The organism is Microseira sp. BLCC-F43, from assembly GCF_041929235.1.
Taxonomy (GTDB): domain Bacteria; phylum Cyanobacteriota; class Cyanobacteriia; order Cyanobacteriales; family Aerosakkonemataceae; genus Microseira.
Window position 1 is genome coordinate 19,609 of sequence record NZ_JBHFNP010000278.1, and the last position, 14,127, is coordinate 33,735.

General features: G+C 45.7%; 12 protein-coding genes. 4 read left to right on the forward strand and 8 right to left on the reverse strand.

The features are described from left to right. Positions 1–63 precede the first annotated feature (63 nt). From ACE1CM_RS36445 to ACE1CM_RS36460, 4 genes are all read right to left on the reverse strand, one after another. Positions 64–1,131 (reverse strand): Mo-dependent nitrogenase C-terminal domain-containing protein, encoded by a 1,068-nt coding sequence (locus ACE1CM_RS36445; RefSeq protein ID WP_374883821.1) that lies wholly within the window; start codon positions 1,129–1,131, stop codon positions 64–66. Between the two features lie 83 nt (positions 1,132–1,214). Beyond that, positions 1,215–1,718 (reverse strand): cyclic nucleotide-binding domain-containing protein, encoded by a 504-nt coding sequence (locus ACE1CM_RS36450; protein ID WP_374883822.1) that lies wholly within the window; start codon positions 1,716–1,718, stop codon positions 1,215–1,217. Between the two features lie 116 nt (positions 1,719–1,834). Continuing rightward, positions 1,835–5,293 (reverse strand): transcription-repair coupling factor, encoded by a 3,459-nt coding sequence (gene mfd / locus ACE1CM_RS36455; RefSeq protein WP_374883861.1) that lies wholly within the window; start codon positions 5,291–5,293, stop codon positions 1,835–1,837. A gap of 199 nt (positions 5,294–5,492) precedes the next feature. Then, on the reverse strand, positions 5,493–5,765 hold the full coding sequence (locus ACE1CM_RS36460) for a hypothetical protein (RefSeq protein ID WP_374883823.1): 273 nt from the start codon (positions 5,763–5,765) through the stop codon (positions 5,493–5,495). Between ACE1CM_RS36460 and ACE1CM_RS36465 the strand changes: the two genes are divergently transcribed. Next, positions 5,752–7,080 carry a hemolysin family protein gene (locus tag ACE1CM_RS36465; RefSeq protein WP_374883824.1) on the forward strand — a complete coding sequence of 443 codons (1,329 nt, stop codon included), beginning with the start codon at positions 5,752–5,754 and terminating at the stop codon, positions 7,078–7,080. The genes ACE1CM_RS36460 and ACE1CM_RS36465 overlap by 14 nt on opposite strands. A gap of 259 nt (positions 7,081–7,339) precedes the next feature. Next, positions 7,340–8,083, forward strand: a complete 744-nt coding sequence (locus ACE1CM_RS36470) for a Uma2 family endonuclease (protein WP_374883825.1) — start codon at positions 7,340–7,342, stop codon at positions 8,081–8,083. Between the two features lie 30 nt (positions 8,084–8,113). Here the strand turns inward: ACE1CM_RS36470 and ACE1CM_RS36475 are convergent, their stop codons facing one another. After that, complete coding sequence (locus ACE1CM_RS36475; RefSeq protein ID WP_374883826.1) at positions 8,114–8,458, reverse strand: hypothetical protein; 345 nt, start codon at positions 8,456–8,458, stop codon at positions 8,114–8,116. Between the two features lie 374 nt (positions 8,459–8,832). Here ACE1CM_RS36475 and ACE1CM_RS36480 point away from each other — a divergent pair, with 374 nt between their 5' ends. Further along, positions 8,833–9,159, forward strand: a complete 327-nt coding sequence (locus tag ACE1CM_RS36480; protein ID WP_374883827.1) for a hypothetical protein — start codon at positions 8,833–8,835, stop codon at positions 9,157–9,159. Positions 9,160–9,383: 224 nt separating this feature from the next. Here ACE1CM_RS36480 and ACE1CM_RS36485 read toward each other — a convergent pair whose 3' ends face one another. Both ACE1CM_RS36485 and ACE1CM_RS36490 read right to left on the reverse strand, forming a co-directional pair. Beyond that, entirely contained in the window at positions 9,384–10,307 is a 924-nt protein-coding gene (locus ACE1CM_RS36485) for a tetratricopeptide repeat protein (RefSeq protein ID WP_374883828.1), read from the reverse strand. Between the two features lie 152 nt (positions 10,308–10,459). After that, on the reverse strand, positions 10,460–11,848 hold the full coding sequence (locus tag ACE1CM_RS36490) for an NB-ARC domain-containing protein (protein ID WP_374883829.1): 1,389 nt from the start codon (positions 11,846–11,848) through the stop codon (positions 10,460–10,462). Between the two features lie 208 nt (positions 11,849–12,056). Between ACE1CM_RS36490 and ACE1CM_RS36495 the strand changes: the two genes are divergently transcribed. Further along, complete coding sequence (locus tag ACE1CM_RS36495) at positions 12,057–13,073, forward strand: XDD3 family exosortase-dependent surface protein (RefSeq protein ID WP_374883830.1); 1,017 nt, start codon at positions 12,057–12,059, stop codon at positions 13,071–13,073. A 314-nt stretch (positions 13,074–13,387) separates the two neighbouring features. Here ACE1CM_RS36495 and kdpC read toward each other — a convergent pair whose 3' ends face one another. Then, a complete protein-coding gene (gene kdpC, locus ACE1CM_RS36500) occupies positions 13,388–14,002 on the reverse strand; it encodes a K(+)-transporting ATPase subunit C (protein ID WP_374883831.1) in 615 nt (204 codons plus the stop codon). Positions 14,003–14,127: the final 125 nt, after the last annotated feature.

Here is a 14,127-nt window from a genome sequence, read left to right on the forward strand (position 1 = left end):
CAATTTGAATAACTAGCAACTTGCGTTATCTACTAAGAAACCGGGAATAAGCGTCGTCGTCGATCACAAGTAAGGCGTCACATCCTCTTTACACTCATCCGCCAGATAAGAAAGGGCGCGGAAGCGTAAACCTACTAATTGCTCGTACAAAGGATTGATTTTACACATGGGAGGAATGTGGACTATTTTTTTGCCAAATAACACAATATCTCGTTCAAACGGACACTGAGATGGAATCATTTTGCACAAGAATCGTGCCATGTAAGGGGTATCGATTTCCATTTCATCTAACCACTTACGCATCGGCTGCAATACATCGACTTGTGCCGATAAAGCCGGTTTTTTGAGGGAAAATGCTTCTTCTTTTTGCTTTGTCCCTTCATCGAAGGCAAGCATTAACCGCAGCATTTCTAGGATTTCTGCTTTTTGACCTAAAGCGGTGCAGAATTCTCGCAAGACTTTATCTTCAGATTCGGAATAAGTTCCGTTGGCGAGAGCAACAATTACCGCCGTTCTCAAGAAGTTTTCTGCCGTAGCGGTATTGCGACCGAAAGCATCGGCTAATTCTATCCCGGAAATGGGTTTGAGCGAACCGATATTTATATCAGGACAAAGGTCATCCCGCACCAATCCTTCAATTAATTTTTTTTCTTCCGCATTGTATTCACCATCTGCCCAAGCAATGGTTAATAAACCCCGCAACCAAGCGCTGACATGCAGACTTAATAGGCGAACGCGCTTGGAAAGAATGCGAATAATATTGACGCCAATTTCTGGATTTTCGCGAATCGCTTTATAGATTTGCGCCTGAGTTAATACTAGACATTTGCAAGGTTCTAAAGTTGTGACCGAAGCCGAATGTGGTTCCGAGTCAAATAAAGACATCTCGCCGAAATACTTACCAGGTCCTAATTTAGCCAACCGCAAGCCTCCCAGGTGAACTTCTACAGCACCTGAGACTAAAATATACAGCGCTGGCCCTAATTTACCCTGTTTAAAAATAGTATGACCCGCAGGAAACTGGACTTCTTCTAAATTCAGTGCCAGTCTACTTAGAGCCGTTTCGCGGTCGATGTCTCTGAAAATCGGTACATCTTGAAGCAGTTGGATATTTTCTTGACTGAGCATCATAAGCGATTCAAAATTTGTCCTTTTATTGGTTTAATCAACTCTTGAATTCCCTGACTGCCTTTGGTATAATTAAACGAATATTTTCATGATAGCTTCTCCTTTAACATGAAGTAGAACAAATCTTCAGAAGCACCAAAAAGACGATTTAGCTTGCGAACCCGCGAGACGAGGACGCGAATCATGTTGATAGCGATCGCGGGATTTTCTTTAATAGCTTGATGGATTTGTTGGCGAGTTAAGGTGAGGCACTTACACTCTGATAAAGTCGTCACCGAAGCGGAGCGAACGTTGGAATCAAACAAAGCCATTTCGCCGAAATAAGCACCTGTTTCTAACTGGACTAGAGGAAAAGTGTCGATGTGAACTTGAACGCGCCCATCCAGCAGAATATAAAGTAAATTGCCTTCTTCGCCTTTGTTAAAGATAGTGTGATTGGCTGGAAATATCTCTTCTTCTAAATGGGCGGCGAGTTGGGGGAGAAAATTGTGGTTTTCTATTTCTTGAAAAATTGGTATTTGTTGCAGGAAGCGCAGGCGTTCGTCTGCGCTGGTGGATAAAGAGGTAGTTGTCTTTTGTTCGGTATTCATCGTTAATGGTTAATGGTTAATGGTTAATGGTTAATGGCTAATGGCTAATGGCAGAAAAAAATACTATATTAAACTCTACTCACAATTAGCAATTAGCAATTAGCAATTAGCAATTATCAGATAGCAGCGATCGCAACTTCTGGAATCGCCCCTTGCATTTTAGCCAACCAATCGATTAAATTTTCTAACTGCTGGTCGGCGGGGAGGGTGCCCAAACCGCGAACCGTGACTTTACCGGGAGTATAGACGAAACGCGAGCGCAAGTGATCCGGCAAATTACCCGCCAGCAAATTCCAGGCGGGTTGTTCCATCGGCGTTTCTAGGACAACGTGCTGTTTGTTTTCGGGTTTAATGCGGGAAAAGCCGAGTTTTTTGGCAATCTGCTTTAGTTCTACCACGCGCAGGAGTTGAGTTGCCGCTTTGGGGATATCCCCATAGCGATCGCGTAACTCTGCCGCAATCTGCTTTAATTCTTCACTAGAATTAGCAGCCGCAACGGCGCGATAAGCGCTCATCTTCTGATCCAAATCGGCGATATAATCCGCAGGGATAAACGCCGTCAGCTTCAAATCAATCTGAGTATCGTCAACCTTGGGTATTTCTTGACCGCGTATTTCCTGAATAGCTTCTTGCAGCATTTCAGTATAAAGGTCAAACCCAATTGCATCCATTTGTCCCGATTGTTCCGCCCCTAAAAGGTTCCCCACGCCGCGAATTTCCATATCCCGCGTTGCCAGTTGATACCCAGAACCCAATTGAGTAAACTCTTGGATAGCTCTTAACCTCGCCCGCGCCGCTTCACTCAGCTGACTTTGTTTAGGATAAAACAACCAGGCGTGAGCTTGAATACCCGCACGTCCAACCCTTCCCCGCAACTGATATAACTGCGACAAACCAAAACGTTGGGCATCTTCAATCAAGATAGTATTAACCCGGGGAATATCCAAACCCGATTCGATGATAGTGGTACAAACCAGAACATCCGCCTCCCCAGCATTGAAAGCCAACATCGTCGCTTCCAATTCTGCCTCATCCATTTGACCGTGAGCGAGCGCTAACCTCGCTCCCGGTATCATCTCCCGCAGTTTAGCAGAAGTTTCTTCAATTCCCTCAATCCGGGGAACCACATAGAAAACTTGCCCACCCCGGTCTAATTCTTGACGAATTGCCGTGCGGACCGCTTCCGGATCGTAAGGACTTAAATGAGTTTTAATCGGACGCCGAGAAGGAGGCGGAGTCGCAATCAAACTCATTTCTCTGATTCCCGAAAGCGACATATAAAGCGTGCGGGGAATAGGAGTTGCCGTCAAAGTAAGCACATCAACTTGCGTTTTCAGCGACTTAATTTTCTCCTTTTGATTCACACCAAACCGCTGCTCTTCATCTACAACCAACATCCCCAAATCGCGGTATACAATCCCTTTCCCTAACAACGCTTGCGTCCCCACAACCACATCTAACTCCCCAGTAGCAAGACGACGTTGAATATCCTTACGTTCTTCAGCCGTGCGGAAACGATTCAACAAACCCACATTAATAGGATAAGGCGCAAACCGTTCCTTCAAAGTATGGTAATGCTGCTGAGTCAAAATCGTCGTTGGTGCGAGAAAAGCGACTTGTTTCCCAGCAGTAACCGCCTTAAAAATAGCGCGAATTGCCACCTCAGTTTTACCAAAACCGACATCCCCACAAACCAACCGATCCATCGGACGCAGCGACTCCATATCCCGCTTCACATCTTGCGTTGCCTTTAACTGATCCGGCGTAGCTTGATAGGGAAAAGACTCTTCCAACTCAACTTGCCAAGGACTATCCCCTGGATAAGCAAACCCTTCCTGCTTCGCCCGTTGAGCATAAAGTTGCAGCAAATCCACCGCCAACTTCTTAATCGCCTTGCGGACTTTATTCTTAGTTTTTTCCCACGCCTTCCCAGACATCGAATTGAGTTCCGGTGGTTTATCCCCCGTACTGCGAAAACGGGAAAGAGAACCCACCTGATCCGCCGCCACCCGCAACAAACCATCCGAATATTGAATCACCAAATATTCGCGATTTTCCAACCTATCCAACTTCAAAAACTTCCCAATCCCGTGATTTCGATGAACCACAAAATCACCCGGACGCAACTTATTAGGATCGACCTGCTTCGACGCCGCCCGCCTCCGCTTGCGCACATAACTAGGAGTAGCCAAAGAATGCTGACCAAAAAACTCGCGGTCAGTCACCACCACAAACCTAAAAGTAGGCAGAATAAACCCTTCCAATTCCGCCATCCCCGAATATTTCAGCGCAATTGGCACATGCTGAACCTGCAACTTATCAATCGCCGGAAAATCATTAGGATTCGGGACAAACTGAGCCGGACAATCGTGTTCTTGCAACAGCGACACCGACCGCGAAGGCTGCGCCGATACAATCCAAATAGAAAAATTGCGCTCGCGCTCCCCCCTTAACACCTCCGCAATCTTCGCAAACTGATGCGGCGTCGCGGGAACCGGACGACTAGCCAAATTTAACCCATTATTCTCCTCAGCCAACTCCGACAACTCAACCCAATTAAACCCTTCCACCGCAGCCAAAGATCCATCAAAAGATCGATGAATCTTAGGTAATTGGTAATTGGTAATTGGTAATTGCTTCCATTGCTCATCCGCATGTTCAACCCAAACAGAACAATGGGCGCCACATTGCTCCAACTCATCAATCGCAACCAAAGTATTATCAGGCAAATAATCCAACAAAGACGCCGGTTTCTCAAAAGCCAACCCAAGTAACCGCCGAACACCCTCCTCCTCTTCCTTCTCTTCCTCTGCGTCCTCTGCGTCTCTGCGGTTCCTTTTCTTCAACCCCTCTCGGATAATAGGAGCAAAATCAGTCGGAGTCAGAACCAAACGGTCAATTTGATCGAGCGATCGCTGCGTCGCGGGGTCAAACTCCCGAATTTGCTCCAACTCATCCCCAAACCATTCCAACCTTACCGGCACTTCCGCCGACACCGGAAAAACATCAACAATATCTCCCCGCCGACTCCATTGACCTTCAGTTTCCACCAACGGTACTCGATCGTAACCCATCTGAGCCAACCGCGTGCTAAAAACGTCCAAATTCCAACTTTGACCACGTTGCAGCGCCACACAATAGGGTTCAAAAGCATCTTTTGGTGGCAGATGGGGTTGAAGACTGCGCTCCGTCGCCACGATGGCGATTTTGGGTAATTGGTGGGAGTTGTCCCGATTACCCATAACCAAATCGGCTAACACCTGCATCTGTCCCCAAGTCATTTCTGATTCGGGGTCAAAAGGCTCGTAGGGCGAAGCTTCCGACGTAGGATAAAAATGTACCGTATCCCAGCCCATCGCCTCCAGCTGAGCCGCCCAGCGTCCGGCTTCTTCCAGAGTTGCGGTGACGACGAACAGATTTCGCTCCTCACTTTGTGCCAAAGTAGAAGCAACCAATCCTTTAGGCAAGCGTCCAACGCCAGATAGCCGCAAGTGTTTGGTGCGATTGAGTTTAGAGAGGAGTTCTGTTGTGAGCGGCGATCGCTTTAGGGTGCGAATAATAGAAGAGAAAACCATGTGTGGGAGAAATTGCTTCTGTGCGGGTTTTTCTGCCATAAGTTAGGTAGGTATCGTGGCTAGACCCGCCCTATATTGTGACAAAACAGCGCGAGACTGCGCTCCTACATTAATAATTTTAGAGGGCGAATCAGACTCGAACCGCTCTCGAGGCAGATTTATCAATCGGACAAGATGCTAATTTCAATACCAGATACCTTTATCTTTGTACTATTTTCCCGTCAGGGAAGAAGACGCGGGGACGGGGAGACAGGGAGACGCGGAGGGAAAGAAGTGTCTCCAGACCCACATCCGGAACTTCGGTTCCAGTGGTTTGATGCCCAGATTGAATCTTCTGATTCAGTCGCTCACGTTCAGGCGGGGTTTCAATCCCCTTCTTTCCGTTGTCCCCGCGTCCCCGCATCCGGGAGTCTCCGCATCCTTGAACATTCCCCAAGGCTAGCAGCCGAATTGCAGTAATGTCTTCAAACAACGATCTTCTGATTGTTTTCCTACTGATCCTCGCCAACGCTGCCTTTGTGATGTCAGAACTGGCGATTGTTTCGTCGCGCAAGGTGAGGCTGCAACAAATGGCTGACCGGGGGGATACCAAGGCGCGGGTTGCTTTGGATCTGTCGAATTCCCCCAATCAGTTTCTGGCGATCGTGCAGGTGGGGATCACCCTGTTGGCGATCGTCTCAGGTGCTTTCGGCGAAGAAACGATCGCCAAAAGACTGAGGTTGCTTTTGGAGCTTATACCGGGAATCAAACCTTATAGCAATGCGATCGCTTCAATTATCGCGGTTTTGCTCATTACCTACCTAACGCTAATTATCGGCGAACTGGTACCAAAGCGTTTGGCACTTAACAACCCAGAACCCATCGCCGCCGCCGTCGCCATCCCTATGCGGATGCTAGCTAAAATTGCCGCCCCCGTCGTACATTTACTCAGCGCTTCTACCGACGTGGTAGTGCGCCTGTTGGGAATGAAACCCTCTGGAGATCCCGAAGTCACCGAAGAAGAAATCCGCGTTTTAATCGAGCAAGGGACCGAGGAAGGTACGTTTGAAGCTGCCGAACAAGACATTGTGGAACGGGTATTCGACCTCAACGATCGCCCCGTGAGTGCCTTAATGACCCCGCGACCGGAAATTGTCTGGCTTGACCTAGATGACTCGATCGAGGTGAATCGCAAAAAACTGATCGACAGCGACCATTCCCGCGTGTTAGTCTGCCAAGGCGAACTGGACAATGTTCTGGGCGTCCTGGAAGTAACCGATTTACTCTCCCGCAGTCTCGCCGGGGAACCCCTAGATCTAACGCTCTCGCTGCATCGACCGCTATACGTGCCAGAAAGCACGCGCGGCTTAAAAGTGCTGGAGATGTTCAAGCAATCTGGCACTCACATTGTCCTAGTGGTAGACGAATACGGCGTCATCCAGGGATTGGTTACGCTTAACGATATCTTAATCGAACTCGTCGGCGATATTCCCTCGGTCTACCAACCCGAAGAACCCCAAGCAGTACAGCGGGAAGATGGTTCCTGGTTATTAGATGGGATGTTGTCCGTCGATGATTTCTTTAAATTGTTCAATATGGAAGATTTACCCGGACGGCAAAAAGGCAACTATCACACAATGGGTGGTTTTGTAATGACTCATCTGGGGCGCATCCCCATCGCCAGCGATCATTTTGAATTGGGAAACTTTCGCTTTGAAGTGATGGATATGGATGGCAATCGCGTTGATAAAATATTGGTGATGCCGTTGCCACAAGAGTCGTCTGATTCAAATACCGCAGAAACTTAATCTACTAACATCTTGCACCACGCGAGGCAGAGCCTCCCGGATATCGTTCCCAGGTTCAACCTGGGAACGAGAATACTGAGGCTCTGCCTCAAGGTGCAAGATCTGAGTCTAGTAAATCGAGCCGCAGAGGAGCTTCAGAAGCTTCAGGAGCAGAGGGGAAAAAGAATGATAGATAATCTTCTGGTGGGAAAGGAGTAAGAGCGATCTCGTGGGCAATTTTATCAAGCTAGGATCGATAGAATGCTGCTGGAAAACCGTTATGCTAAACTACAATCCGCTGCAAAATCTGCCTTCTAGCGACGAACTGCCCGATTCTGACGACACCCCTGTGGATAATGAGCTACAAAACTTAATTCCTGCGTTATTAAGGTCAATTTTAAATTGGCTGTGGGGCGCTCGCATGGATTGGTTTTTCGGCATCAATATGGGGATTTATCATACAACTGGGACAAATCCGAGAATCGCCATTGTTCCTGATGGCTTTCTCAGTTTAGGAGTCGAGCGACTCAGATTTGAAGGCACAAGGTTAAGGCCAAGTTACGTCACTTGGGAAGAAAATAACATCGTCCCTATTTTTGTATTAGAAGTCGTCTCTCATACTTACGGAGAAGAATACGACGAGAAAATGAGCAAATACGCCCGATTAGGGGTGTTGTACTATTGCGTTTACAATCCTGAATTTTGGCGTCGGGACAAGCATAACCCCTTTGAGGTGTATCGCTTAGTGGGTGGAGTCTATCAGCTTCAGGTAGGAGAACCAGTTTGGATGGCTGAAATTGGTTTGGGAATTGGACGAGCTGTTGGTAGTTACGATCGATGCGAGCGGGAATGGTTGTATTGGTATGATCAGCAAGGGAATAGATTTCCCAGTATAGAAGAAATAGCCGCACAAGAACGCTTTCGCGCCGAACAAGAACGTCTTCGTGCCGAACAAGAACGCCTTCGCGCCGAGCGTTTGGCTGAACAGTTAAGAGCAATGGGGATTAATCCAGACGAGTTGTGACTGTTGCGGTGGTGAGCGTGAGCGAGGTTTTTATTTAGATTTTAGTCTTGGAGTAACTTCGGAAATATAAGTTTCCATATCTTCGCCTTTTTGCCATTTCACCCACGCGCTCATTAGCAAATTCACCAGTTCTGATTTATCGATTTCAATACCCTGCCTTTGAAGTTGCAGCAAGGCTTCCTCCACGTCCAAGTCAGTTTCTCGCTTAACGTAGAAAGTTCGACCGATCCACGCTTCGTCGGATCTCTTTCCAATGGCAGGTCTACCCCTCTTCTTGGGTTCGCTTTTATTTGTTGGCACTGTTTGGGCGGGTGCGGGTGGTTTTGATTCCTCTACCTTAGCTTCACTTTCTTCAGGTGAAACGTCTTCTTGCATTGTTAGCGATCGCTTTTTTAAATGGATTCTCTTTCATCACAGAATATCCTTGCCCAGCAAGTCAAATTCTGATATGGACGTCACTGGTAGTTTTACCGACACCGACTTTGGCAAAAGTGCAGGTTACTAGCATCGGGAGTCGCTATGCTATACCAGCACTTTAATCTAAATTGTCGTCAATGTCTATTTGCGAATGGTCGAAAGTTCACCATTCTGCAATTTCGCCAATGCAAAAATGTAAATATTTGAAAATGGAGCAATACAAATTGCTGAAAAATTGCTATTATGCAGCAGACAAGTAATCCCGCCGCGCAGAGGATCTCGAACATCCCCTACGCGACTAACCCCCTAGAACGGTAGGAGGCTAAATTATCATGACAAACTTTGGTATTGGGTGGGGAACGTTGCTAAGTTCCCCGCCGCAGTTGGTTTACTCGCAAACTCTGGGCTTTGTGCCTGGAGGAGGTGACACTTTACCGTCGTTCATTTCTGCTGCGGATAGTCTGCCTGGTTCGACGGGCGACTATGAATCTGTGAGGGTGGTGATTTATGGCTCACCATACGGGGTAAGCTACACCATTCGCTGGCTGTATACGCTCAGGTTCGCTTTTGTCAACGAGTGGAGCTTTCTTCTGCCTGCTCCTAATGGGGAATACATGAGCATCGTTACCAAGCGCATCCCGCTCAATCGCATTACCTAATCGGTAGCCAAGCGAAACTTGGTAACAACTTTGTAGCAATGCTGGCGATAGTTTCAGCTGTATTGGAAGCGATCGCCAGTTTCTTCGGTAAATTAGTGAGGAACGACTATGACCAACAGCAATGGGCTTAACGGCGACACGCCTTAACCCGACCGGATAACAGAATTTCAGCGGTTTGCAAGCGCGATCGCACTCCACTAGCTTACGGGCGGTGAGCGATCGCATTAATCGGCAGCGGACTTTTTAGCCATGACTCGCTCTTTGAAACGAGCAGCTTGCTCGCGAATTGAGGGAATTTCAGTACCAGCAACACCCTCGGATTCGCTTGCCAATTTTATCGCTTCTTCCAGATTGTTCTGTACCTCAGCTAGTTCAGCCAAACGCAGCAACACACTAGCCATCGTATCGGGGCGACTGATTTCTTTGCATAGTTGAAGACATTCTTGATAATATTGTCTGGCTTGCTCGTAGTCTCCTGCTAAAAAGTGCCATCGCCCCAAGTTAAGTAATGGATCTGCTTGATAATAACGATACCTGTTTATCAGGGAATTATATCTTTCTAAGGATAGACTTAGTTCGCGGTAACTTGCTGGTAAGTCCTGCAATTGGAGATAAACTTCGCCTAAAGCATTAGGTAATTCCGCTTCGTGAAAAGCCCAATTTTCATTCACAGATGCTTGAGTGCGATTAACCGTTACAATATCTAGAGCTTTACGATAGTTTTTTAGAGCAGAGTTTAGGTTACCCTGGCGATGAGATAATACTCCCAAATATCGCATCAAACGACACTGTCCTATGGCATTTCCGATTAATTCATATTTTTGTAGCGCTGCATTAAAGTATGTTTCGGATGTGATAAAATCTTCCCATTCCATGCAAACCCATCCCAGTTCGCTTAAAAGCTGCGCTTGAATGGTAATGTTATCTACAGCTTTAGCCGCTCTGAGTACGATATTTCCACATCGGAAATAGTCATTCCAATACCCTAAAAACCACAACTTACCGCTGGTTTTTTCCCAGACTTGATACAGGAATTTGAACGAGCGATCGCTTTCCCCACTTTGCCCCAAACAAATCCTTTCAAAGTCTCGCAATAAACTAAATAAATTTGCCCTTTCCTCAAGGATAGTTAAGTCAACTGCCGTCATAATTACCCTTCCTTTAGCCAGATAAAATGACTGGATGCAGAGCATCCACATTCTGGTTCCCAGGCTCAGCCTGGGAACCAAAGTCGGGAGGTTCTACCGGACTTCGGGAGGCGTAAGCCCGGAGAACCAAAGTCGGGAGGTTCTACCGGACTCTATAGATCGATCCCAAACTTCCATACCGCTATCTTTGCCAAATCTTGCAATGAAGGTTGCCACTTATCAACCAATTCGCCGCGTACACTGCTTCTCACCCAAGGATGCAAATCATATCTCAAACTTCCTTGGGTATCTTGTACTTCTTCAATCAAATACCATCGTTTCAATTCGCGCTGGACTTGATGCCAATCTGATTCTTTCACCCACTTAGCGCCAGACAATTCTGCTAGAGTGACGCTAGCATCGGCTCGACCCATATAACGCAGTACATTTTTAGCTGTATTATTAATTCGCTGCCAAGCTGTTTCTAGAGAAAATTGATAGAATGCTTCAACTTCTCCGCTAGCTTTCTCTAGGGCAGATAATACAGGTTCGAGGTCTCGGTCATCCAAAACACGTCCGACAATAAAATGTAAAGCGAGTGGTGCGCCGCAGGATAATTCATAAACTCGGTCTAGCTGGCGATCGCTAGCTTGTAAAATTGCCGGAATATCTTTGTAAGTTGCTTCATCGCGCAACAAACTGTGGGATGATTCTTTATCTAATCCTTGAATTGGAATTAATCCAACAAACTGGGGATTAGTTTTGAGACGACTGGTAAGAAGCGCCCGACTGGGATTGAGCATTTTAACCAAGTTTGCCAGAATATCTTCTACCTGTGAAGTTTCGGCGTTATCTAATACAACGAGTAACTTTTCTTCTCTGAGGCGCTGTTGAACTCGTTCTATAGGACAAGCCAATTGATGAGCGATTTGATTTAAAAATTGGTTCCAATTGAGCGCTTCATATTCATTTGTAGCGCTGATGCGACCATCGACTAATTCAGTTTGTCTTGCTGTGACCCACAATACATCAGCAAAGAGATTGCTTTTAATTGCAGTTTGAGCTACAACACTTGCAGCTTCTGTTTTACCATACCCCGCAGCACCACTGAGAGAGAAGATGGATAACTCGTTGGGGTCAGCGAGGCGGTTTAATATTTGTGCGATTAGGTCTTTTCGCCCCCACACAGTTCGACAGCGATTATTAGGTACAAACAACCCGCGCTGGTGTTTGGTTTCTTCATCTGGGTTCTTGTTGAAACAGGTGTTTTGGGTTGCGATCGCCTTCGCTTCGTCAAACGAACAGTCGAGCAAAATCCGACACAAACCGTCAGCAATTCGATATTCACAGGTGTTGCGACTATCTGACAAAGCACTTCGTACCGCTTGGGGTGAAGGTTCCACAGTATCGAGTTGCTGACGCCACGCGCACAAAAAGTCTTGCATTAAGTTGCGCTTTCCGGGCTTATATCTTTTATTAAACTCTTCCTGTAACTTTCGCTTCAAATTTGAAGGCAGTTTAATCGTACTATTATTCCTTTTGGATTCATCAGGATTGCACATGGTAATTTTAATGTACTAATTGTCCTAGCCCAAAACAACTCATCAACTGTTTATTCCGCTTGTATAGAGAATATCAGAAAAGCTCAGTCCAGCAAACTGGGTAAAAATATTCAAATTACTTTCAAATTACTTTTAAATTACCTTCAAATTACTTTCTATTTAATTTTAAGAATTTTTATTAATGCTAAGGTTGCTTAAAGGCTGAAAAATGAGCTATCAGCTTATTTACTTAGCCACAGCGATCGCCAAAACTTGTGTATTGGAATTAACCGAAAACAATTTTGCTCCTCAAAGAGGTCATTGTCTTATGGGTCATCCAAAAAATGGAACTTTGTTAGTAGCATCTGTTATTGCAACTCTTTGCTCGCTATCAGCTATCAGCAAACCAGCAGAAGCGGCTAGTTTGTACAAGGGTTGGAATTATGCAATTGATTCGTTTAACGACAGCATAACTGGCAATAACGTTGGTGGCACTAAATATGAAATTTACGGTTTAGCTTTAAAGCAAACTGAGGATAAAGTTTTTATCGCTATCAATGCCAATCTGCCTTTCGGAGGAACTCATAGTGATTATGCTGATGACGAACACGTTGGTTGGGGCGATTTAATATTCAACTTCTCCGGAAAAAATCTCAGCACTGCTAGCGCCAATAAAAACTTGCTTGGCATTCGATTTGCTAGCAAAAATGATTCTGGTGTTGCAGCTACAGGTGTGTATGAAGATGTCACCGCTAAAACTGTTGCCAAAGCAAACGGTATTGCCTTAGATAGTTTAGGCGAGTACAACGAATGGGTTAAAAGTAAGGGTAAAAAACCATCACTAGGCGACTTAGCTGCAAACGATCCTTATTTCAATCAAGCAACTCACGTTCAAAATGTCATTGCCACCGGGAAAAAGGTAGGTGGTATCAATTTGCTGAGTGCTGGCAATTTAAGCAGTCTTGGTCTTGATTTCGGTCACTTCAATGCCAATGGTTCTCAGACAATTGGGTTGAGCGCTGACAGGTCTTTATTTCCGGAGGGTAATTTTATTCTTCACCTTGCTCCAGACTGCGATAACGACATCATTGCCCTTAAAGGAAAGCTTGACATTGTACCCCCAGAATCTGCTACTGTACCTGAGCCATCTGCGGTTTTAGGTTTAACGGCGATGGGGTTATTGTTTGGCAGTAGCCAATTAGGACGTAACAAGCAACAGAAAGCTCTGAATTCTAGCGCTAGCTAATTCATAGTTGACTGGCAATGCCTGAATCATTTCCTGAATTATTAACAATTCTGGATTAAGGCAGACTTGCGCTTGATTTTTGGCCTGGGCGTAATATGATGTCCGTTGAATTGCCCATAATAAAAAAACCTCACAGAGTCGTTGCGTAGGGACTAAGGCTAAAGAGATTTATCGGACAAACAGATAAGGTTAATAATGCCGTGTCCCGGCTTTTGATTATGGGTAATCGACCGGACATCATATAACACAACATTGTGGGGACACGGCATCCGAAAAACTTTGAGTAGGTGGCAAAACTTACTGATGCCGTGTCCCTACTCGCTACCAGGATTTAACGCATCTAAAGCCAAATTTAATTTCAGAACATTAACTCCAGGTTCGCCAAAAATACCCAAAAATCTGCCATCGGTATTTTGGTTAATTAATCTTTGGAGTTGATTTGGTTGTAAACCTCTGGTTTGTGCGACTCTGGTTATCTGCGCGATCGCAGCTGCTTTTGTAATATGAGGATCGAGGCTAGATCCAGATGTATAAACTAAATCTGCCGTTGGTTTAACACCTTCTTTTTGCAATCTAGCGAAATCTTTCCCTTTAATTCGAGCTAGCAATGCTGGGTTACTCGGTGCTAAATTACTCGCACCAGAAATCCCTGTTTTCAACACTCCTGCTGAATCGTTATTTGGGTCAGCCGTACTGTAGTTGGTCGTGCTGGGACGGCTGTTAAAATAGCGGTCTGAGGTAAAAGGTTGACCGATTAAAGCCGAACCTACAACTTGTCCCTGAGCGTTTTTAATCAAACTGCCATTTGCTTGGTAAGGAAAAATTAACTGTCCAATTGCCACCATTGCTAAAGGATAAATAATCGCCACTAATACCCATAGAACCAGGGTAACTCGAATTGCTTTGACTAACTCGCGAATAAAATTCATAGTGGATTGCTAATTGCTAATTGGTAATAGCTAATTGCTAATTGCTAATTGGTAATAGCTAATTGCTGATTGCTAATTGCTAATTGCTGATTGCTAATTGCTGATTGCTAATTGCTAGGAGCCGA